The 19,293-nt window shown below is 59.7% G+C and carries 22 protein-coding genes and 1 tRNA gene; 7 read left to right on the plus strand and 16 right to left on the minus strand.

The features are described 5' to 3' along the window. Positions 1–101 precede the first annotated feature (101 nt). Genes VMC84_RS04455 through VMC84_RS04465 form a run of 3 tightly spaced genes read left to right on the plus strand, consistent with a single transcriptional unit; the run spans position 102 to position 1,560 of the window. The gene (locus tag VMC84_RS04455) at positions 102–737 is read left to right on the plus strand and encodes an Era-like GTP-binding protein (protein WP_325378544.1); all 636 of its coding nucleotides are present in this window, start codon (positions 102–104) and stop codon (positions 735–737) included. Between the two features lies 1 nt (position 738). Beyond that, positions 739–1,098, plus strand: a complete 360-nt coding sequence (locus VMC84_RS04460) for a DUF2073 domain-containing protein (protein ID WP_325378546.1) — start codon at positions 739–741, stop codon at positions 1,096–1,098. A 9-nt stretch (positions 1,099–1,107) separates the two neighbouring features. Next, positions 1,108–1,560, plus strand: a complete 453-nt coding sequence (locus VMC84_RS04465; protein WP_325378548.1) for an OapC/ArvC family zinc-ribbon domain-containing protein — start codon at positions 1,108–1,110, stop codon at positions 1,558–1,560. Between the two features lie 99 nt (positions 1,561–1,659). On the opposite strand, the gene VMC84_RS04470 is transcribed toward VMC84_RS04465, so the two are convergent. The 3 genes from VMC84_RS04470 to VMC84_RS04480 form a co-directional block, all read right to left on the minus strand. Beyond that, the gene (locus tag VMC84_RS04470) at positions 1,660–2,109 is read right to left on the minus strand and encodes a hypothetical protein (RefSeq protein ID WP_325378550.1); all 450 of its coding nucleotides are present in this window, start codon (positions 2,107–2,109) and stop codon (positions 1,660–1,662) included. Positions 2,110–2,260: 151 nt separating this feature from the next. Continuing rightward, positions 2,261–2,584, minus strand: coding sequence for a ribonuclease P protein component 4 (locus tag VMC84_RS04475; RefSeq protein WP_325378551.1), 324 nt, complete (start codon positions 2,582–2,584; stop codon positions 2,261–2,263). A 568-nt stretch (positions 2,585–3,152) separates the two neighbouring features. Beyond that, entirely contained in the window at positions 3,153–3,896 is a 744-nt protein-coding gene (locus VMC84_RS04480; RefSeq protein WP_325378553.1) for an epoxyqueuosine reductase, read from the minus strand. 85 nt (positions 3,897–3,981) lie between these two features. Here VMC84_RS04480 and VMC84_RS04485 point away from each other — a divergent pair. Both VMC84_RS04485 and VMC84_RS04490 read left to right on the plus strand, forming a co-directional pair. Next, a tRNA-Gly gene (locus VMC84_RS04485) sits at positions 3,982–4,053 on the plus strand. A 288-nt stretch (positions 4,054–4,341) separates the two neighbouring features. After that, positions 4,342–5,241, plus strand: coding sequence for an OmpL47-type beta-barrel domain-containing protein (locus tag VMC84_RS04490; RefSeq protein WP_325378555.1), 900 nt, complete (start codon positions 4,342–4,344; stop codon positions 5,239–5,241). Positions 5,242–5,251: 10 nt separating this feature from the next. On the opposite strand, the gene VMC84_RS04495 is transcribed toward VMC84_RS04490, so the two are convergent. Then, entirely contained in the window at positions 5,252–5,812 is a 561-nt protein-coding gene (locus VMC84_RS04495; protein ID WP_325378557.1) for a flavin reductase family protein, read from the minus strand. A 65-nt stretch (positions 5,813–5,877) separates the two neighbouring features. Further along, positions 5,878–6,744, minus strand: a complete 867-nt coding sequence (locus VMC84_RS04500) for a PHP domain-containing protein (RefSeq protein ID WP_325378558.1) — start codon at positions 6,742–6,744, stop codon at positions 5,878–5,880. 88 nt (positions 6,745–6,832) lie between these two features. Here VMC84_RS04500 and VMC84_RS04505 point away from each other — a divergent pair, with 88 nt between their 5' ends. Beyond that, entirely contained in the window at positions 6,833–8,194 is a 1,362-nt protein-coding gene (locus tag VMC84_RS04505; protein ID WP_325378560.1) for a deoxyribodipyrimidine photo-lyase, read from the plus strand. Positions 8,195–8,300: 106 nt separating this feature from the next. Here VMC84_RS04505 and VMC84_RS04510 read toward each other — a convergent pair whose 3' ends face one another. Further along, positions 8,301–8,426, minus strand: a complete 126-nt coding sequence (locus VMC84_RS04510) for a hypothetical protein (protein WP_325378562.1) — start codon at positions 8,424–8,426, stop codon at positions 8,301–8,303. 172 nt (positions 8,427–8,598) lie between these two features. On the opposite strand from VMC84_RS04510, the gene VMC84_RS04515 reads away from it, so the two are divergent. Continuing rightward, positions 8,599–10,107: an invasin domain 3-containing protein gene (locus VMC84_RS04515; RefSeq protein ID WP_325378564.1), complete on the plus strand. Its 1,509-nt coding sequence runs from the start codon at positions 8,599–8,601 to the stop codon at positions 10,105–10,107. A 50-nt stretch (positions 10,108–10,157) separates the two neighbouring features. Here VMC84_RS04515 and VMC84_RS04520 read toward each other — a convergent pair whose 3' ends face one another. From VMC84_RS04520 to VMC84_RS04565, 10 genes are read right to left on the minus strand one after another with little or no spacing between them, the layout of a single operon-like run. Next, positions 10,158–10,868, minus strand: a complete 711-nt coding sequence (locus VMC84_RS04520) for a hypothetical protein (RefSeq protein ID WP_325378566.1) — start codon at positions 10,866–10,868, stop codon at positions 10,158–10,160. 4 nt (positions 10,869–10,872) lie between these two features. Continuing rightward, complete coding sequence (locus VMC84_RS04525) at positions 10,873–11,490, minus strand: hypothetical protein (RefSeq protein WP_325378568.1); 618 nt, start codon at positions 11,488–11,490, stop codon at positions 10,873–10,875. A gap of 34 nt (positions 11,491–11,524) precedes the next feature. After that, positions 11,525–12,433 (minus strand): hypothetical protein, encoded by a 909-nt coding sequence (locus VMC84_RS04530; RefSeq protein WP_325378570.1) that lies wholly within the window; start codon positions 12,431–12,433, stop codon positions 11,525–11,527. Positions 12,434–12,435: 2 nt separating this feature from the next. After that, positions 12,436–13,974 (minus strand): baseplate J/gp47 family protein, encoded by a 1,539-nt coding sequence (locus VMC84_RS04535; RefSeq protein WP_325378572.1) that lies wholly within the window; start codon positions 13,972–13,974, stop codon positions 12,436–12,438. Further along, positions 13,974–14,414, minus strand: coding sequence for a GPW/gp25 family protein (locus VMC84_RS04540; protein ID WP_325378573.1), 441 nt, complete (start codon positions 14,412–14,414; stop codon positions 13,974–13,976). The genes VMC84_RS04535 and VMC84_RS04540 overlap by 1 nt, the downstream gene beginning before the upstream one ends. 16 nt (positions 14,415–14,430) lie before the next feature. After that, the gene (locus VMC84_RS04545) at positions 14,431–14,727 is read right to left on the minus strand and encodes a PAAR domain-containing protein (protein WP_325378574.1); all 297 of its coding nucleotides are present in this window, start codon (positions 14,725–14,727) and stop codon (positions 14,431–14,433) included. A gap of 9 nt (positions 14,728–14,736) precedes the next feature. Further along, positions 14,737–15,435: a phage baseplate assembly protein V gene (locus VMC84_RS04550; protein ID WP_325378575.1), complete on the minus strand. Its 699-nt coding sequence runs from the start codon at positions 15,433–15,435 to the stop codon at positions 14,737–14,739. Positions 15,436–15,455: 20 nt separating this feature from the next. Beyond that, entirely contained in the window at positions 15,456–16,424 is a 969-nt protein-coding gene (locus VMC84_RS04555) for a hypothetical protein (protein WP_325378576.1), read from the minus strand. 34 nt (positions 16,425–16,458) lie between these two features. Further along, positions 16,459–17,073, minus strand: a complete 615-nt coding sequence (locus tag VMC84_RS04560; RefSeq protein ID WP_325378577.1) for a hypothetical protein — start codon at positions 17,071–17,073, stop codon at positions 16,459–16,461. 42 nt (positions 17,074–17,115) lie between these two features. After that, entirely contained in the window at positions 17,116–19,086 is a 1,971-nt protein-coding gene (locus VMC84_RS04565) for a hypothetical protein (RefSeq protein ID WP_325378578.1), read from the minus strand. Positions 19,087–19,293 lie beyond the last annotated feature (207 nt).

A 19,293-nucleotide genomic window follows, 5' to 3' on the forward strand; every position in this document is an offset into this window, starting at 1 on the left:
TCTATGTTATATAATCATATTAATATTATCCACATTTTTAAATTTGGAGCATATCATTAATATAGTTTTGACGCGTTATCATTGCCTTGTAGGGGAACAGGATGGCACTATTAGCTGAGCTAAGGGAGAGCTTATCCGGCCTGTGGGGCCGAGTCTTCCGGCGAAAGGCCTCGCGCATCGGCATCTACGGGCCGCCGAACGCCGGCAAGACCACGCTCGCCAACAAGATATTGATGGACTTCACGGGGGAGACCATCGGCGCCGTGTCCAACGTGCCCCACGAGACGCGCCGCGTGCGCCGCCGCGAGGGCGTGACGATCCGGGGCGACGGCTATTCCGTCACGCTGGACATCGTGGACACCCCGGGGCTGGCGACGAAGATCGACTTTCACGACTTCATGGCCTTCGGCATGACGGAGGAGGAAGCGAAACGCCGCGCAAAGGAGGCCACCGAGGGCGTCATCGAGGCCATCAAGTGGATGGACAACCTGGACGGCGTCCTTCTGGTCATGGACTCGACCGAGGACCCGTACACGCAGGTCAACGTCACCGTCATCGGCAACATGGAGGCCCGGCGCCTGCCCATGCTCATCGTGGCCAACAAGATGGACCTGCCCGGGGCGTCGTCCGACCGCATCAAGGGCGCCTTCCCGCAGCACACGGTCGTCCCCATATCGGCGCTGCACGGCAAGAACATTGACCTATTATACGAGACGATAGCCAGCAGGTTCGGATAGCATGGACACACCACAGAATCAGAATATTCAGATCAACATGATCTCGGCCCACAAGCTGCAGGCCATGAGCACGATGGACAAGATCACGCTCATCCTCGACGACGTCTCCAGCGGGCGGATCGTCATTCTCGAGCAGGGGCTCGACCCCAGGGAGGAAGCCCAGCTCATCGAGCACACGATGCTAAAGATCCGGGACTCCCAGTTCTATGGCATCGAGATCCAGAGCTACCCCCGCGATAGCCGGCCTTCGCCCTGGAACATCCTTAAGCGCCCCGACAACCGGGTCACGGTCATCGGGCCGGCGAACCGGATGAAGACCCTGAAGAAGGAAAAGGACATCATATCCGCGGTCATTTCCTGAGGAGAGACCATGCCGCACCGTTGCCTGGAATGCAAGAACGTGCTCCAAAGCGGCGAACTGAATCTCAACACTGGCTGCCCCGTCTGTGGCGGCAAGAAGTTCGAGTACGTGCGCCCCCAGAAGAAAGAGCCTGCAGCGGATCCGCTCAAGATGACCGTATCCGAGTACGTAGCCTACGCGGACTCGATCGAGCCGAAGCCCGCCGGGAAGCCGAAGCCGGCCCAGGCGAAGCATAAGGAAGCCCCGAAACACCGGGCTCTCAAGCCCGCCGAGCCTAAGGCCGGGGAAAAGAAGCCGGAGCACCGCATTGAAAGCGTCCGCATCGTCGAAAAGGGCAGCTACGACCTTAACCTTCCAATGCTCTTGAACCGGAAGGGGCTGGTCATGTCGAAGGAAGACGGCGTCTATGTCGTCGACCTGCCGTCCGCGCTGAAGGCCGATCCGAAAAAGAAGAGACGATAGTTTTTTATTCTTATATCCGTTGGGCTACTTCATCTGGTATTTCTCGTTATGCCGTGTTCTGACGGCAAAAGCGTTTATCAACCTGATGTATTCTTAGATTTAAATCTTGGTGAGCGCTGGCATCTTATTTGATATGATGGGCAGCCTGTCTGTATCGGTCACGGTGACGACCCGGCCGTCGGCGTTGTGCACCTCGATGACAGGTATTTTCACCGTGAAAGCCGTATCCTTATCGTAGGTGTACCATCCGCCCTTATCGGGCGCGGCCACGTTCTTCACGTATACCTTTGCGACGTTATTATTCTGGTCGACGCTCACCAGGGATACGTTCGAGAAATTGGCGAACACGTGCTCGATGCCCGGCTGCAGGATTTTGGCGCCGAAGATGAGGGAAAAGACGCGGGTAAAGAAGTCGCTCTCGTAGTAGACGGTAAAGTGCAGGTCCGGCCCGCTGGGCTCGACGACCATCTTCGTCACGTGGATATCGCTATCCTGGGCTGTCGCCGCCATTGCCGGAACGGCCAGCGTCCCCAGCATGAGCAGGATCATGCCCGCCGACAGTATCTTTCGTGACGTTATTCATCGCCCCCGGAGAAATCGTGTATACCTATATTTACACAAGTTATGCCATATGAAATATTAAAACTTACCGGTTACTCTTCTGGAAGTTATTATATAATAATATGCGGGCGCCCCAGGCTCACTTATACGGGTAACGCTTGACGGCCCCGCATTTCAGGCACGTGATAAGTATCCGGCTGCCGTCGAGCCTTACGCGGCAGTTCTCCCCGGGCACGAGGTATGAGCCGCACTTCTTGCATACTTTCTTTTTAAGATCCCCGGGAATTCCAACGCGGTGGCGCATGCTGATGCGCCGGGCGATGTCCACGTACCGGTCCGCCAGGTCGGGCTTTTGCAAGTAAGCCTTTTCTGCCAGCTCGAACAGCCTCTGGATGCGCTCCTCTGCCATGTCCACGTTAAAAGGCTTCCTCTGCGGCTCTTTCTTTTTTTTACGGTCGGCCATCGTCGTATCATAAAGGCTTATCGCGAATATATACATATCCGAACAATCCGAAAATGATGTTAATATTAACATAAGGAAAATAGACTGAAGCAATCCGTTTATCAATGATAAAAAAATTTATTCCTCACCGCCATCGGCCGGGTCTCGCAGAACAGGATGATGGGATATCTTATGGTACCGATGTGAGGATAAGTGATATTATCCCCGTCATCCTTGCGATCTCACGTCCGGTGGCGGTAGGAATTGAGGTGGGTGTTGAGGTGGGTGTTGAGGTGGGTATTGAGGTGGGGTATCGGATTTAGGATGGAGCATAGGTTAGCAGGTGAGGATTGACTGGCCCTACTTCTCCATCGCATAAGTTCCTGAATACGCCTTCCTTGCGTAGCATGCCTGCACATATGCTCGTGAGCCATGCGCTTTAACATGTTACAATTGCATCTTTATACATGCATGAAATCAAGCTTAACGGGCAATAATTGCGGATTCAGCGGCTTTATGCCAGTTTACTAACAGATATCCCTGCCTTGAGCCGCGGAAAGGCCGAAACTCCCTTCGCTTACGGCGTTATTTATTGCCGCGATATAGCTTGCCCCGCATGCTTATGTCCGGCCGGCTTTCCTACCGGGCAGGACGTCGTGCAGGCCGTGCAATAGGCCCGGGCGTTTTCCGTGAGCTTACGGTGGTTCACGGGGCAGGCTCCGCATTTCTTCCGGTCCACCTCCGTGGCGGATATGGCTCCGACTGGACATGCCCGGATGCACTCCGTGCATTCTCCGCAGCTCTCGTCCGGCAGGACGGCGTGGGTCTCCCCGATTTCGGCGCTGGTCAGAACACCGCGCAGCCGCAGCCTGGGGCCGTACGCCTTCGATACGAACATCCGGGACTTTCCGATCCAGCCGAGCCCGCAGAGGACGGCCCACACCTTCAGGTAGTAGGAAGTGTATTCCCCCGCTTCCGCCCCGTTTTTTCTCAGGGCGTCGATGATCTTCGAGGCGGCGATCTCCAGGAGCATCATCTCGACCGACGCCGAATATCCGTCCGACGCTTTGTAATAGATGTCCGACCGGTCGTCCAGGAGCTTCTTGCCTAGTATGACCATCGTTTTCGCCGAGGGCATTATCTCCAGCGGGTCATGGACGTTGGAAAGGTCTACTTCGCCGTCCTCCCATTTTACGCCATTCAGGAGGCTCATCTCGCCGGCCGGTATCCGTGAATGGTCGTCCAGCTTCAGGAAGCCCACGACCTCGATGCCGTACTTCGCCGCGATGGCGGTGATATCGTCTTTTACGTTTTTTGGCTTGACGGCTGGCATGGAAGTAATAATAGGGCGTCCGAAAATATTAATACTTTGTAGAGTCATGTAGAGTCCGCTGTCTGCGGGCAGTTTTCATAAATTGGCACCGATGGTCTAGCGGCTATGATATCAGCCTTCCAAGCTGAATACCCGGGTTCGAATCCCGGTCGGTGCATCGATGATACAGCTATTTATTTTATTTTTCTGCACGAAGGTCGGCGCCACGCATGGATATCCGGCGTTCCGGGCACTCCCCGCGTATTCGACCGGTTATTAAGAATTCGTGTAATCATTTTTATTCGCCACCCTAATCGATAATTTTTATCTCAATGTGTCATTTATTTTCAATCGAGATTAAAGAATTCTGGCGGGCTCGGGGTTGAAACTACTCGTTGTATTAATAGTCATTATTTTACTAGCCATAACTGTAAGTGGCAGTCCGCCGTCCATTTCTCAGCAACCCATGGTGGTCACGGCAGAGCCGGCAATTTTTGAGGGGTCGGTCCAGGGGCACGTGTTTGCGGACCGGACAAATGCGGGCATTCCGGGGGCCCGGGTCTGGCTGATCAACTCGACGAATCATAACACGACTTATGGCACAACCATTACCGGCACCGGGGGATATTACTATTTTGTCGGAGTCGTTCCAATGGGAGATAACGCGTACCGGCTTAAGGCGCAAAAGGGAAACGATACGGGTTACTCGTCGACGTTCGGAGTGACGACCCTCGAAAATAAGTCCGTGGACGTGTACATTCGCATGAGCCCCGCAAGTGTTACTATTTCAACAACTCGAAATTACGTGGTGGCCGACGGCAGCGACCGAATCGGCATAACGGCACTCGTAAGAGACTCGCTGGGCAGGCCGGTAGCAGGAGGCCATTCCGTCACTTTTACGGCCACATGCGACAGGCCGGGGTCATACGGCTCCATCGTGCCGGCCCATGCCGTTACGGACGGCGAAGGCCGTGCAGGGGCAAGGTATGGGCGGGTCCCGACGGCGGGGTCAGCGTCTTTTGTAACCATAGGGGCGTACGATGGGGCGGGCGTGGGCTCCAGTATCTCCATAGACATCCGGGCGCCGGACAATACGCCTCCCGTAACGGCGCTCAAAGTGACAGGCGAGCCGGACAACGCGGGCGGTTTTATATCGGACGTTACGGCCACGCTGACCGCTGATGACCCCGGAGGATGGGGAGTGAATGAGACGTACTATCGCATTGGCGATGCGGGATGGACACGGTATACTAGCCCTATAACAGTCTCATCCGAGGGGGGCTCGACAATATACTACTACTCCACTGACATGGCCGGCAACGCGGAAATGCCTAAAAGCCGGACTGTGATGATACACAAAAAATGAAATAGTGCTTTTACTCCTTCATATAGGCCTTTCCGGCCGAGTACGCGTCCGCTACGAAGTCGCCGATGCGGTAGTACCTGCCGTCCGAGTAGATGATGGGGTCGACTTTTTTAATGTCGGGCGCGCCGCCCGCGACCACAGGCTTATCGACGTAAGTCTCCATGATCTCGCCCACCGCAAGGACATGGCTGCCGCAGTCCATTGTATTGAATAGTTTACATTCAAGGCTCACCGAGCATTCCTTTACCATGGGGGCCGTCTTCAGCTTACCATAAAAGCTCTCGAACACTTTCGACTTATCGACCCTGGCGCCCGGGGTGATGCCGACGTAGTCCGTCTTTACCAGTTCCCTCACCGGGGGCACGTTAATGCTGAACGTCTTATTCTCCTCGATGCCCTTGAGCGTGTGCCTGACGTGGCTTATCGCTACCGAGATCATGGGAGGGGCCATGCAGGCCATGCCGCACCAGGCGGCCGTCATATAGTTCGGCTTTCCGCCGACGTTAGCGCCGACCAGCACGGTCGGCATGGGGTATAGAAGCGTTTTTGGCCCGAGTGCGATCTTATCCATAAGAATAACTCCTTACTAAAACAATATTTACGCCCAAAAATATATTATCGTGCCGGTAACGGCTGCTACCGGGCGCATAACTCTTCGAGCCATGATACGTCGATGCCGTACTCGGCCGGGTCCATGCCCATGGCCCGGTGTCCGTCATGGCGATCCGAGGCCATCGTGAGCTTCAGGCCATGTTTCCGGGCGGCCGCCACCGTCCACTCGTTCATCTCTCGCTCTTTTTTCAATAGTTCGCCCGGGCCGAGCCGGGATAGCACATCGCTCCTCACCTTATAGCGGTACTTGCAGAGCTCGACCACCTCGCCGCCCGCGGCCAAAAACCTTTGAAGCACGACGCTCGCGTCGTTGCTGAAGTCGAACGGGTGGGCCAGAACGGGCACGCCGCCCCACTCCTTGATGCGGTCGACCGCCTCGTCCACGGTGATCTCGTATTCGATGGGCGCCCAGAGGGACGGGTCCAGGATCAGGTCCATCATTTCCTTTTCAGTGATAGCGATGCCCTGTCTCCGGGCGTTGGCCAGCGTATTCTGGAATACGCTTGGCTTGATTCCCTCCGCAGGCTCCCAGCCCGGGTACTTTTTCTCCAGGTACTCGTTAAGGTTCTTTAAAAATCCTTTATCGGACTCGTCCCTGGCGTCCACGACCCTCTTCAAGGCCTGTCTCACGCCGGCGTCCATCCTGATGCCCAGGCCCACGATATGAATACAATTGCAGCCCCGCTCGTTCTTGGTGGTGAGCTCGACGCCGGGTATCAGCCTGATGCCGGCACTCCTCGCCAGCCCAATCGCCTCCGGGTAAGCGTCCACGCAGTCGTGGTCCGTGATGCTCAGCAGCCCGATGCCCGCCATGGCGGCGTCGGCGATGACCTTTTCCGGCGTATCCCGGCCGTCGCTGTAGCTCGTGTGGACGTGGGTATCGATGAGCATAAGGGTCGTTTATGTTTAGGGCCCGGAGGTAATAGACTTTATGCGGGCGCGGCGAAGGTTCATCATTGGGCGGGTCGTTCGGGCTACTATGACCGAGCCCGGGGGCAGAATCACCGCGCTAAACGACGCGCCGACCCGATCGGGGGATTGTGTTGTATATTGGGCGCAGTCGAGCCTCCGCACGGTAGAAAACCCGGCGCTTGCGTTCGCGGCCGAAAAAGCGAACTCGCTGGGCCTGCCACTTCTGGTCTTCTATGCCATCGATTCATCCATTCCCATGGCTAACCTGCGTAATTTTACTTTCATGATGGAAGGCCTGAACGACTTCATAAGCAACCTGGGGCCGTCCGGCGCCGACGTGTGCGTGCGGCGAGGGAACGCGGTGGAGAACGTGGTGGAGCTTTGCCGGGAGGTCAAGGCGGCAACGCTGGTGGCGGACGAGTCCCACCTGAACGAAGGGAGGAAGCGCCGAAGCTTGGTTGCCGGACGCGTCCGCCTACCGATGTTCCAGGCCGACGCCAACGTTATCGTGCCCGTGAGGCTTTTACCCGGCGAGCAGTATGCCGCATACACGATCCGGCCGCGGCTCATGAAGCTTCTGGATGCCCATATTGAGCCCCGGAGAATGCCGGCTATCATGTATCGAAAAGCTCCGGCCACATGGTCGGACGGGCCCCGCATCGACCTGAAGAAATTACGGTTGCCGGAAGTGCCTCCATCGGACCGGTATCGCGGCGGGGAAACGCGGGCACTACGCACATTGCGAGAATTCGTTGATGGGAGGCTCGACGGCTATGCCGAGAACCGGAACGACCCGGGCATCGACGGGCAGTCAGGCCTGAGCCCATACCTGCGATTCGGCCACATTTCCCCCGCGCTCATGCTCCGGGAGGTCATGGACAGCGGCCGGCGTCAAGAGGACATCGACGCCTTCGTAGACGAGGCGTTCGTGCGCCGCGAGCTGGCGGAAAATTTCACCTTTTACGACCCGGACTACCGGAGCCTTAGTTCGCTCCGCGGCTGGGCGAAGTCTACGATCGAGGCCCACCGGGAGGACCGCCGTCCAAAGCTGTTCACGCTGGGCGAGCTGGAGGCCGGAGAAACCGGCGACGAACTCTGGGATGCCTCGCAATTCGAGATGGTCACGCACGGAAAGATGGCCGGGTATATGCGCATGTACTGGGGCAAGCGGGTCATAGGGTGGTCGAATACGCCCGAGGAGGCGCTCCGCCGTCTACAATTTTTAAACGATAAGTACGAGCTGGACGGCCGGAGCCCGAACGGCTACGCGGCCATCATGTGGTGCTTCGGAAAGCATGACCGGGCGTTTGCCGAAAGGCCGGTGTACGGCAAACTCAGGTACATGAGCCCGGCCGGCACGGAGAAAAAGTTCCGTCTGGAAGATTATGAAAAAAGGATCGGATATAAGGAAAAAGTAACGGCGCATTAGACATCCACTTCGGGCCCGATGTGCTCCTTCAAGGCCCGCTCGTAGATAATGTGCGCCACAGCCATGTCCTGGATGGCCAGGCCGGTCGAGTCGTGGTCCGTGATGCTCAGCAGCCCGACGCAGCCATGGCGGCGTCGGCGATGACCTTTTCCGGCGTGTCGAGGCCGGCGCTGTAGCTCGTGTGGACGTGGGTATCGATGAGCATGATCGCTTCCAGAATAGCATGCCGCATATAATAGACTTTTTGAATAGGGCCGGCAGAATCATGACTGCCATTATTTAACCGGTTATCGGTCTTAAGAAAGCTATATACGGCCCCAGGGCAAATACTCTGTAATATCCGGTTTAAAAATATTTTACCGATGAAAACCAGGAGCAATAATATGATAGCGGGAGGGCCGAGTTTGAAACACCGAAGCCTGCGAAAATGCGGCTTTTTAATATCGATTATTTTCATTATTGCTATATGTGCCTGCGCGTTTTTTCCAGGCGCCGGGGCACCGATTGCCAGAGCGGCCAATGCCACGCAGGCCGTCCAGCCTGTGTACATCAATCCCGGGCTGCTCAAGCTGAACGGCCTGGCGGTCACGCTCGCGGTAAACCCGGCATCGATCGACATGAGCAAGACGGCGTCGGTCAACGCCACCGTGACGTACTCCAATGGCACGCCGGCGGACGGGGCGGTCATCACGCTGACGTGCAGCCCGGCGGGCGGCACGTTCGGCCAGAGCTCGTTTACCGCATCGAGTAAGATCATTTATACCCAGCAGGGATTATCCAGCATCCACGTCAACAGCCTGACGACGACGTTCCAGGCAAAGGCCGGCGGTTCCTACAACATAACCGCCACGGCGACGAAGGATGGCTTCGCTACGGGCACGGCCAGCCAGGTCATCAACGTCATCGGCCCGGCGCCCGTATCGCCGACCCCAAATCCGGCGACGCCTACGCCCACGGCGGCGCCCGTGGTGCCCACGCCGACCATCGCGATACCCTCGCCGACGGCAGCCGCCGCGGCGCTCGACATTTCGCCGTACATCCCGTACATAGCGATCGTCGTCGTCCTCCTGCTGCTCGTTATCCTCGTCGTTCTCTACCTCTGGTTTAAGAGGAGCCTGCGAGTGATCCCTAAGGCACAATCGGTCCGGGCGGACGGCTCATCGGCCGTGCCCATCAAGATCATGTTCGTCAACGGCCTCGGCATGGTTCGGAAGCCGGGCAACGATACAGAGATCGAGCTCACCGCCACCTCGGGCACGATCAAGCCGGTCGTGCTCAACGCCGGCAAGGATTTCGCCGAGACTAGCCTGGTCTCGTCGAAGGAATTCGGCACCGTCTCCATCCTGGCTAAGGCCGGGTCCAGGACCGGAAAGGCAAGCGTCGCGTTCGCCTGTGAAAAGCCGATCCTGGATATCGCCGCCTCGCCGGCGACAATACCGGCCGACGGCAAATCATCGGCTACCGTCATCGTCCGGGTTAAGGACAGTAACGGGAACTTCGTGGCGCCGCTGGAGGAGAGGAACGTGGAGCTTACGACGAACCTGGGTAAGGTCACGACGCCCGTCAAGATGCCGGCGCGGTCCACGGCGACGGCCACCATCACGTCGGGCGATGTGATCGGCACCGTCGTGATCACCGCCTCGAGCGGAGACCTCAAAGGCGAGGGCCGGATGGAGTTCGAGAGCAAGGCCAAGCGCTTCTGTATGCACTGCGGCGCGACGATGAGCATGGATGCAGTCGCCTGCCCCAAGTGCGGGCTGACTCCGCCCTCGGGCGTCGATACGAAGCTGTGTGCGACATGCGGCACGGTTTTGCCTGAGGCGGCAAAGTTCTGCTATAGCTGCGGCGCCCGGCAGGCCGACATCAAGCCCGAAGCCGCCCCGGCGGCGACGGTAAAAAAGCCGGACACGTAACGGCTTAAAGAAAAGCTTAAATATCGGGCGCGAAGTGGCGCCCGATAGCCTTATTTTTTAATGCTCTTGCTCTTGATATCGACCCTCGCCATGGGCGGAATGACGCGCTCGACCTTCATGGAGGAGACTACGCTGTAGATCAAAACGTTTGCCCTGGCCGATCGATCGTCCCCCAGGAAAGCGCTCTGGCCCTTAACGAGCCGGATATCCGCCACGCCCTGCCGGGAAAGGCCCGCCAGGTCCCTGTAAAGCGTTTCTATCGCCCTGAGCGTGGCCCGGTCGCGCTCGGCGTCGTCATCCGAGACGATGGTGACGGCGTATGTCATGACGAACCGGAGATAGCTCACCTCGCCCACGGGGTTGGGCGTACTATAGCGGGCCAGGATATTGCCTTTACCCTTGGCCGGGGCATCCCGGAATGCCAGGACTCCGGCGGCCTTATCGATTGCGTAGTCGTCGGGCGAGAAGCGCACGGTGCCCTTCGGGTATTCTACCAGGAGGAGCTCGTTGATGGGGGCCTTTGAGAGCTTGAAATCTTTGGCCTTACCATCGCCGTCGAAGGTGTCCTGGGCCTCCTCGTATTTGGTCTCGGCCATGGAGCCCATGGCGGCCTCCTCCACGTAAAAGTCATCGTTGTGTAAGTATACCCGGATCTTTTTACCGGCCTCGGGAATGCCCATAATAACGGACTCGCCCGGCACGATGCCTTCGAGGCCTTTTTTTAGCGATCCCAGGAGCGCTGCGTCTATGGAGGGTAGCATCGTCTCACTTTCGGATGAGCGGCCTGACCCTGGTCATATAGTGGAGCACATTGGCGATGCGAACGGCACATTCCGGATCCGCGTCCCGGAACGTGATGTAGCGGATCTCCTTGTCCGGATTGGGGTTGACCAGCGTATATCGATACCAGAGGCGCTGGCTCGGGGACTGCAGGTATTCGGCATATGGGTTCTTATTACCCTTCGGCCGCAGGTTCGACCATTCGTGGATGAACAGCTTATCGGTTTTGTAGACGCTGCCGTCCACGTACTCCAGCTGGACCTCCAGCGCGTCCCTGTCGCCGTTGGCCGCCCCCGACCAGTATGAGAGGACGTCGGCGAAATCCGTTACGCCGAACCGGCATATGTCGCCCTGCTCTTTCCGGCCCACGTAGTACTGTTTCGTGATGAGGCCCATGACGTCGATGCCATAATTAAAGTCGTCCGTGACGCCCGAGCTGAGGCTATACGACGCCCCGACCGGACTCGACAGGTCCGTCAGCGTCACGCTCCGTGTCATGTTGTCCACGTAGCGCCGCAGTTCGACGAGTTCGTCCAGTATCTTGTTCCATTCCTCCGATCGTATAAGATCGCCCGGCTTCTTGTAATTGACTTCGATCACCATTCATCCACGCTCCCAGATTTTCCATGATCATCGTTCATACCACGACCACCTGTCCCCTGACTCCGCAGGCCTTTACCGAGTTGACCAGCTCCTGCACGTACTCCCGCGTGACGCCCGCCCGGGCTATGATGTCCCCGGGAATCCGCACCTCGAAGAACGCGGGCTGGCGGGCGGTCCATTCGAACGTGATGGCCGTCATGATGTTAACGGCGAACACGGACTGGTCGAACCGGGTGCTATCGAATACGCCGATGTTCGCCTCGACCGCCTCCCGGTAGCGCCACCGGGTCTTTTTGCGGGGCAGCCGCGGCAGGCTGGCCGGGGAAAGTCTCTCCGTGACGTCCTGGCCGTTGAGGCTGGCTTTGCCATCAGCCAGCCTCAGCACATCGCCAAAGGCCAGGCTTCCCTTGAACGTCATGTACTCCCCGGTGTCCACGTTCGTGATGGTCGGGTCGGTGACCCGGGCCCCCGGCGTCTCCACCGTCATGGTGATGGCCAGCGTCGCATCGTCTATGTTCCGGGGATTGACCGACCACTCGTTGTTCGCGCTGGCCTTCCACGTCTGCTTTAGCTGTGTCGGCGGGTTCTCGAGGATCTCGATGGGATGGTCCGCCGGGAGGCCGAGCGCGATCCGGGTCATCATCCGCAGGGACCCCAGCGTGCCGCCGCCCCGGTAGCTGATGATGGACGTCTTTAGCCGCCCGCGGAAGTCCATGTCCGATTCCCCCGCCTTCCGCCTCACGCTGTAGACGCCGCCCAGCCGGTCGAGTTCTTCGCCCGAGGCGGTGTCCACCCAGTGGGACGCCATGATCGAGCCGAAATCCTTCTCGGTCTCGTCCATCGTCTTGCCGACGGCCTTGATGACCCCGGCGATCGCCGTCTGGCCGTTCCAGGTCAGGTAGAAGTGCGGCAGCCGCTCGCCGATGGTATCCGCCCGGGACATGGTCAGGCCTCCAGGAAGACCTCGACGGTGCGGTATTCGCCCCGCTCGTCCTCCCTGATGTGCACGTTATCCTTCTTATCGTTGATCGTGACCTCGCGGGCATCTATCACGCCCGCGACGCTCAGCGCCGCCTCGATGATCCGGCTGATCATGACGTCGTCGCCGATGTTCAGCGTTCCCAGGTAGTTCCGCACCGCCAGATCCACCCTGGCCCTCGCGTCCGCCGTGTCGACCCCTTTCTCGACGGCCACCATCAGGCGAATATCCAGCATCACGGTGGTCGGGCGCTTGAACTCGACGTGGATGCCGGCGGAGCGGGTATCGTCGATGATGCGCTCTATCTCCCGGGGGTCGCCGCCACTGGCGATGATCTGGATGATCCCGGGCACGCCGTCGGGCTGGTCGATGATCACGACCTCGCCCATGACGCCCTCGACACCCTGCACCGCGGACTTCAACGACCTCAGGGTGGCCTTTCCGGCCTTTTCCAGGGCACGCTTGGCCCGTTCCCGGAGGTCCGCGTCGCTCTCCACGTCGGAACCGCTGAGGATATCGTGCTTATTGATCACGAACTCGATGCCAGGGACAGGCTTGGGCATCACGTTGATGCTGCCCAGGAAAACGTTTCCTTCCCGGCCAGGCACGAGGGCGACCACGGGCACTTCGACCTCCCAGCGGCCCTCCGCGTTCCTGTCCAGCGTGACGTCCCGGGTGGTCCGGAAGGATTTCACGTTTGCGGGATTCCGGGAGTACGTGGATACCGTGGTGCCGGAGGGTATGGCGATCTTCTCGTAAACCGAGTAGTCCACGTAATAGACCGAGCCGGGGTTGGGGTGCCTGCCCCCGGGCATCCACGCGATCGCATCGCCCATAAGCCTGTAGTCCGTGCCCTCGGTAAATCGTATGCGAGAGCCATCGACCTCGCCGTCGACGCTCTTGATCCCCTCGACAAGGCCGCTCTTTAGCTGGTACTTGCCTTTGCCGTCGAAGATGAGGGCTTCCTTGGGCGCCTCAGTCAGGCCCGGCTCCTTGTTCCGGCCGAAGGTGACCTCCCCCGCCGCGAAGCCGGCCGGCTTACGCGTGATGCCGAGGAGCGCGACGACGAGGTCCAGGGCCTTGCCGGAGGCCGTATCGATATACGAGGAGTTGTACACCTGGTTCATCTGGGCGTACAGAAAGTCCAGCTCGATGGCGATGGACTCTACGATGTTTCGGGTCACGCTGCCGGGGTTCACGTCGGTGATGCCGGTCGGCACGTCGATTGTATAATAAACCGTGAATGGAGTATGATTATCGGGCCGGGTCTTATCGAGCCATTCGATCGAGTTCTCGGAGAACGTGAAGTCGATGCCCTTTGTGAAGAGGAATCGGGCGCCGTTCACGGTCCCCTCGACCTTCACGATGCCCTGCGCCCCGGGATATTCCAGGCGATACTTCGGCCTGACCGCCACGTACTCGAACTTCTCGTTCACGATCCCCCGGGTAATCTGCGAGAGGATGGAGTCCACGATATCGTTGTAAGACTTACGGACGAAGGTCATCAGCTCATCTCCAGGTAAAAGGGGAATATGAGGTTCATCGGGATATTGCTCTTGATCGGAACAACGGTTATGTCCAGCACCACGCCATTCGGGTTGCCGCCCTGCGGACTGACCGTTATTTCCACGATCTCCCTCACTCGCGGCTCCTGCTTGACGCATTCCTTGGCATAGAGCCTCACCAGGTCCCGCGTTTCCTGGTTATTCGGCCGACCGATCAGCTCGTGCAGCCTGGAGCCATACCAGGGATGTCCCAGGCTCGCCAGCTCGCCCCTTCGGGTGAGAAGGCGCTGCAGGAGGGCCTGCCCCAGGTTCTCGCGGCCCGAGATCGTCTGGATGTCGCCCTTCCGGTTGACGGAGAGGTCGGCGCCCATGCCGACATAGTCCGTGCTCGTCTCCAGGTTGAGCCTGATATCGCTTCCGTATAATTCCGCGTCTGACATACTACATCATACCCCGTTATCCAATCATTACCGTCGGGCAGCCGACCGTGATCGAGTTCGGCCCGCCCGCCTCTGTGATCATGTCTCCCATGCGGGCCGCCGGCGCGCCCCCGATCATGACGGTGGCGCTTCCCATGGCCACGACGCCGCCCACGTGGGGTGAGGGGCCATTCGACAGCGGGCATACGTGGTTATCCACCCCCGCTCGCCACGCCGGCATGCCGCCGATCAGCACGGTCGGGCACCCGGGCCCCGGGCCCAGGGGCGTCCCGTGGCTCGTCATGTCGCCCACCCTTGCCGCCATCTGTCCCATCCGCACACCTCAGTTGATATTGACCATGGAGCCCTTGAGCGCCATCATGCCGCTCGCCTGCACGTTCGCGTTCCCGCCCGACTCGATCTTAAGGTCGCTGCCGGCCTTCAGCCCGAGCGACGCCTGGCTCTCCAGGGTTATGTTTTGCGCCGAGAGCTTCATATCCTTCTGCGCCGTGATAGTCACGTTCGCGTTGGACTGGACTTCCACGTCGCCGTCGTGCTGTATGCTCACCGTCGTCTGGCCCATCTCGAGCTTGAGCCCGTCGTCTGTCAGGGTCATCGTGATGTCGTTGGGGAATTTGAGGTACAGCCGCTTCCGGTTACTATCCGTTCCATCGGGAGACTCATAGATGATGTCCCCTGCGTCGTTCACCGGGGGCCGTTGATCGTCGTTATACAGGCTGCCCAGGATGACCGGCGAGTTCACGCTGCCACCGATGTAGCCGATCAGGACCAGGTCGCCGATATTGGGCACGTGGGCGAAGCCCGCGTGGGGCGTGACCACGGGCACCTTCCGCAGCTCGTTGTCGCCGTTCTTCAGCTTCACGTCGCAGGCATAGTTATCGTTGTCGCTGCCGCTCGAATGCGGATAGATCGATGTCACCTGGGCCAGCTCCAGGGTCCGCTGCTTCCTCACTTCATCCTCCGCGATCTTCTTGATCGCCATCACCGGCGAGTCGAGGCGTTCAGCCTGATTATAATACATACACTCCTCCGATCATATTCTCACGGCCTCTTGATCCAGCCGAACGTGGTGGTGAAGCCCTCGTCCATGTTGAAGGCATGGCTCACCCGCGTCACCTCGAACTTGTCGTTCATCCGGGCGTCGGGCATCCCCTTGATCTCGATGGTATCGCTGAGCAGGACCTCGGGCTCGCCGATCGTCTTCACGGTGCCCACCAGGGTCACCATCAGCGCGTCCAGGACCGCCGCCGCCACCGAATCGGCGGTATCCTTATCCCGGATGGCCGGGTTAGCGACGATGAAGACCTCGTCGCCACTTCCCGCCACACCACCCATCACCTTTTTGGAGAGCCACGGGGCCGTATCCGAGCCCTTGGTGCTCGAGGGGCTTTCCTCGAACACCTTCACGCTCGTCGCCTGGGGCGTCAGCACCTTGACCTGGGCCTCGATTATATCCTCGCCATAGGTGAAAGTCACGGGCTTTTTCGCCTGGTAATTTTTGAACATGACCTCGCCGTCAGGCGTGAGGAAGAGGTCGAAGCCGCACAGCACCGCCAGCTCCCGCATGTGGCTGTAGACCGTCCTCGATTCGTCCACCACGTACATGGGGAAGCTGATGCCGTCGTCTACGGTCTTGATGCTCAGGCTCAACCGGCTGGCCAGGTCCTTGACGATGTTCCCGGCGGTCTGCTGCTCATAAACCTGGTGGATTCGCATCCGGGTGAGCGGCGCGGCCAGGCTGAAGCCGCTGACCGTCACGCTCGAGATGCCCGGCTCCACGGCGTCCACCGTGCCGGTGAAGACCTGGACCGGCGCATCGTCGTAGCCCAGCTTGATGGAGACGGCGTCTCCGCTCCCGACCGCGGTCTTATCGCCCGGCTTCAGGACCACCTTAAAGGCATCCAGCGGTATGGCCAGGTCGCTGTCGACGTTGATGCTCAGCGCCTCGGCGTTGTTGGCCGAATCAAAGCTTTGAGTGCCAATCTTCATCTCGTATACGGGCTTCAGCATCGCATCATGCTCCTCTCACATCGGTGGGCCGCAGTCAGAACAGGGACTTGAGGCCGTCCTTCGCCTCAGATTTGCCTTTGTTCGCGGCCATGTCGAACGCGGCCCCCGCGGCTTTCCCGGCCTCGCCGCCCAGCTTGGAGCTCACGTAGCCCACGGCTTCGTTCTTCGCGTCCGCGAGGATCTTGTCCACCATGCCCTCGGCCCAGCCGGCGGCCGCGGATTCCAGCGACTCGGGGCTGAGCGATTTGAGCGGGGGCTCCTTGTACTCCTTCAGCACGATCGAATAATTGTAACGGTTTTTGTTGCCTGCGTTGTCGATGACGTGGAAATCGTCGATGAGCACCTTCGTGATGTCTGCGGTGCCCGACAGGTCCGAGTTGAACGGGACAGGGTCGCCCTTCTGGAACTTGCCCCGGATGGACTCCAGCAGCGTCTTCGCATTATCCCCCGAGATGACGCCGTCGAACGATATTTTCACCGCGGCTCTCCCGAGGTCCTGGAAAACGCTTCCCATCATCCCGGGCAGGTCGTGGGGGACGGAATTCCGCTTGTCCGTGATGTTGAGGTTCTGGATATTCCGGCCGTCGGAAATTCCGCTGGCATCTTCCTTGCTCTCGTTCAGCTTTATGCCATCAAGCTCGATCTTCATTTCTCGCTTCCTCCATATCCTTCCAGTGGTTTTACGCTCTTTCTATGCGCCTCCATAGCGCCTGATCTCGTCGGAGAGTATCCGGCCGATTTTCTTGCCAAGCTCCTTCAGGTCGCCATCCTCGCTGCCGCCCTTCACGGTGACGCTGATGTTAAACGTGTTGTAGAAGCTGGACGTTTTGCTCACGTTGCCGTTCAACTCCCGGTCCACCGTGGCGCCCGGGACCGATACGTTCACGATATTCCCGTCCGCCCGGGGCTGCATCTGGATGCCCGCGCCCGGCCCGGGCGAGGCCGTCGCGAACCGCGTGATGACGGACGCCCCGGCCTTCTGGACGGCCTGCGCCGCCGCCAGGCTCACGCTCAGGTTGACGACAGGGTTGGGGGGCCACGCTTCGCGGGTCAGCGCCCGCTCCTGCATTCCGCCTGTCCCCGCCATCGTGTCGCCCAGCGCCGCCGGCGCGACAATCTGGTTAATGAGCCGGGCCACAGGGCTCTGTTCGATAAAGCCCGCGCCGGTGCGTAGAAGGGACTCGACCGTACGGCCCACATTGAAATCCATCTCTGCCGGGCTTACTACCGTTTGTCCCCCTGGCGGAATAGCAAGTAGCAGGCTCTGCTCGGTAAAGCCCGCGCCGGCGCGTAGAAGGGACTCGACCGTACGGCCCACATTGAAATCCACGGCCCCCGGATCCCCTGCCGATGCCGCGGAAAGCAAACGGGCCACCGGGCCCTGCACGGCCACGCCCACCCGGCCCGGCATCTCCGCAGGACGACCGTCGATCACGGCACTGGCCTGGCCGCCGGCGACGGTGGGCGCTCCCGCGGCCATGGGCCTTGAGATCGGGGGTAACATCGATACCATGGCACTAATGGAATTACTATAAGTGCCCATGAGCGCCGACAGGGCTTTGGTCACATTCTCGGCTGGCGACGGCATCGTACCCGTCACTGGCCCGGGAGGGGCTTCCGCCATGGACCCGGCCACCGGCAAACCGGGGGCTTCCGGTGGAGCTATGCTGTGGGCCAGGGCGTCCGAGAGTCGTTTCGCATTATCCCGCGTTTCCGCCGCGGCAATGGGCATGCCGAGAGCGGGTTTCAGGGCCTCAGCGACCACCGTGTCGGGCAGAAGAGGATGGCCCTTTTCACCCGCCACAGGCGACCCGGCGACCATTATCCGGCCCGCCGCGGGCGCGTGTTCCTGTCCGGCGGATGCAGGTCCCTTGAGAAGGGACGGCTCGGCCTGTGCGGGGGCGCTCATCGTGGCGCTCCGTAGTTCGTGGGCGATGGAGGCGGATCCCGTTGCCTCCTCGACGATATTCTTCGTGATCACGACGTTCCGGACTATATTCTCGAGCTCGTTGATGACCAGCGTGGAACGCTTGATATTCTGTTCCAGGCCCTGTGAAATGGCCGGGGCTCTCATGGGGGCTTTTAGCTCGCCGGAGCCTTCCGGCTGCCGGTAAGTTTTATCCTCGCCGCGGCCCGCCGTGTACCAGCGATCGCCGCCCGGCATGGCCGGGCGTTCCGGCGAAACCGGTGGAACGCCCATCTCCGGTGCCTGTGGTAAATCGCTCCCCGCCGGAAGGCCGGTCGCCAATGGACTGGCCCTGGCCAGCTCACGGGAATATTGCCCGGAAAGCGAATTGTCCGGGAGCGGTATCTCCGGCAGCCCTTCGGGAAGCGCAAAGCTCGCGTACATGGCCGGCACGCTCGCCGTCCGCTCCTGGACGCGCTCCACGGCCTCCTGGACTTGCCGGGCGATAACGGCGATATTGAGGGAAACTGGAGCGGGGGGCGTCGCAGCGGGCTCGTCCCTGAATACCTGGGGCTCCGCGGGCATGCGGAACTCTTCCCGGAAAAAGCCGTCTCCCAGGGCGTCCATGGGCAGCGCTAAAAACGAGTCTAAAAGCGCCTGCATCGCGGCCGCGATGTCCAGAAGGACTTCCGGGGGCAGAATGCCTTCCGCGCACAGGGCGCCGGCAACTTCAACGAGGCCGTTGATCGCGGTCATAATCGCATGCCACTTCCTCCCTCGCGCTATTCGTCTTCGTCGCCCTCGTCCCCGTCGTCGACGATGATGAAACGGTTCACGCCGGGCTTATCGGCCCGGGCCAGGGACGCCTTCTCCAGCCGGTCCACGAGCGCCGCTATTAAAAAATTGATCTGCGGGCGCGTGAGGTCGGAGGGGCGTTCCGCCAGCTTATATCCGTAGTCGAGG

The organism is Methanocella sp. (genome assembly GCF_035506375.1).
Taxonomy (GTDB): domain Archaea; phylum Halobacteriota; class Methanocellia; order Methanocellales; family Methanocellaceae; genus Methanocella.

Bases quoted from the DNA above. Each gene is read 5' to 3' on its own strand.
- VMC84_RS04555 (WP_325378576.1), bottom strand. From the start codon at position 16,424: ATGCTGAAGCCCGTATACGAGATGAAGATTGGCACTCAAAGCTTTGAT.
- VMC84_RS04545 (WP_325378574.1), bottom strand. From the start codon at position 14,727: ATGGGACAGATGGCGGCAAGGGTGGGCGACATGACGAGCCACGGGACG.
- VMC84_RS04520 (WP_325378566.1), bottom strand. From the start codon at position 10,868: ATGCTACCCTCCATAGACGCAGCGCTCCTGGGATCGCTAAAAAAAGGC.
- VMC84_RS04510 (WP_325378562.1), bottom strand. From the start codon at position 8,426: ATGCGGCATGCTATTCTGGAAGCGATCATGCTCATCGATACCCACGTC.
- VMC84_RS04495 (WP_325378557.1), bottom strand. From the start codon at position 5,812: ATGGATAAGATCGCACTCGGGCCAAAAACGCTTCTATACCCCATGCCG.
- VMC84_RS04565 (WP_325378578.1), bottom strand. From the start codon at position 19,086: ATGACCGCGATCAACGGCCTCGTTGAAGTTGCCGGCGCCCTGTGCGCG.
- VMC84_RS04470 (WP_325378550.1), bottom strand. From the start codon at position 2,109: ATGATCCTGCTCATGCTGGGGACGCTGGCCGTTCCGGCAATGGCGGCG.
- VMC84_RS04455 (WP_325378544.1), top strand. From the start codon at position 102: ATGGCACTATTAGCTGAGCTAAGGGAGAGCTTATCCGGCCTGTGGGGC.
- VMC84_RS04535 (WP_325378572.1), bottom strand. From the start codon at position 13,974: ATGACCTTCGTCCGTAAGTCTTACAACGATATCGTGGACTCCATCCTC.
- VMC84_RS04500 (WP_325378558.1), bottom strand. From the start codon at position 6,744: ATGCTCATCGATACCCACGTCCACACGAGCTACAGCGACGGCCGGGAT.
- VMC84_RS04480 (WP_325378553.1), bottom strand. From the start codon at position 3,896: ATGCCAGCCGTCAAGCCAAAAAACGTAAAAGACGATATCACCGCCATC.
- VMC84_RS04505 (WP_325378560.1), top strand. From the start codon at position 6,833: ATGACCGAGCCCGGGGGCAGAATCACCGCGCTAAACGACGCGCCGACC.
- VMC84_RS04460 (WP_325378546.1), top strand. From the start codon at position 739: ATGGACACACCACAGAATCAGAATATTCAGATCAACATGATCTCGGCC.
- VMC84_RS04550 (WP_325378575.1), bottom strand. From the start codon at position 15,435: ATGTATTATAATCAGGCTGAACGCCTCGACTCGCCGGTGATGGCGATC.
- VMC84_RS04490 (WP_325378555.1), top strand. From the start codon at position 4,342: ATGGTGGTCACGGCAGAGCCGGCAATTTTTGAGGGGTCGGTCCAGGGG.
- VMC84_RS04540 (WP_325378573.1), bottom strand. From the start codon at position 14,414: ATGTCAGACGCGGAATTATACGGAAGCGATATCAGGCTCAACCTGGAG.
- VMC84_RS04530 (WP_325378570.1), bottom strand. From the start codon at position 12,433: ATGTCCCGGGCGGATACCATCGGCGAGCGGCTGCCGCACTTCTACCTG.
- VMC84_RS04525 (WP_325378568.1), bottom strand. From the start codon at position 11,490: ATGGTGATCGAAGTCAATTACAAGAAGCCGGGCGATCTTATACGATCG.
- VMC84_RS04465 (WP_325378548.1), top strand. From the start codon at position 1,108: ATGCCGCACCGTTGCCTGGAATGCAAGAACGTGCTCCAAAGCGGCGAA.
- VMC84_RS04475 (WP_325378551.1), bottom strand. From the start codon at position 2,584: ATGGCCGACCGTAAAAAAAAGAAAGAGCCGCAGAGGAAGCCTTTTAAC.
- VMC84_RS04560 (WP_325378577.1), bottom strand. From the start codon at position 17,073: ATGAAGATCGAGCTTGATGGCATAAAGCTGAACGAGAGCAAGGAAGAT.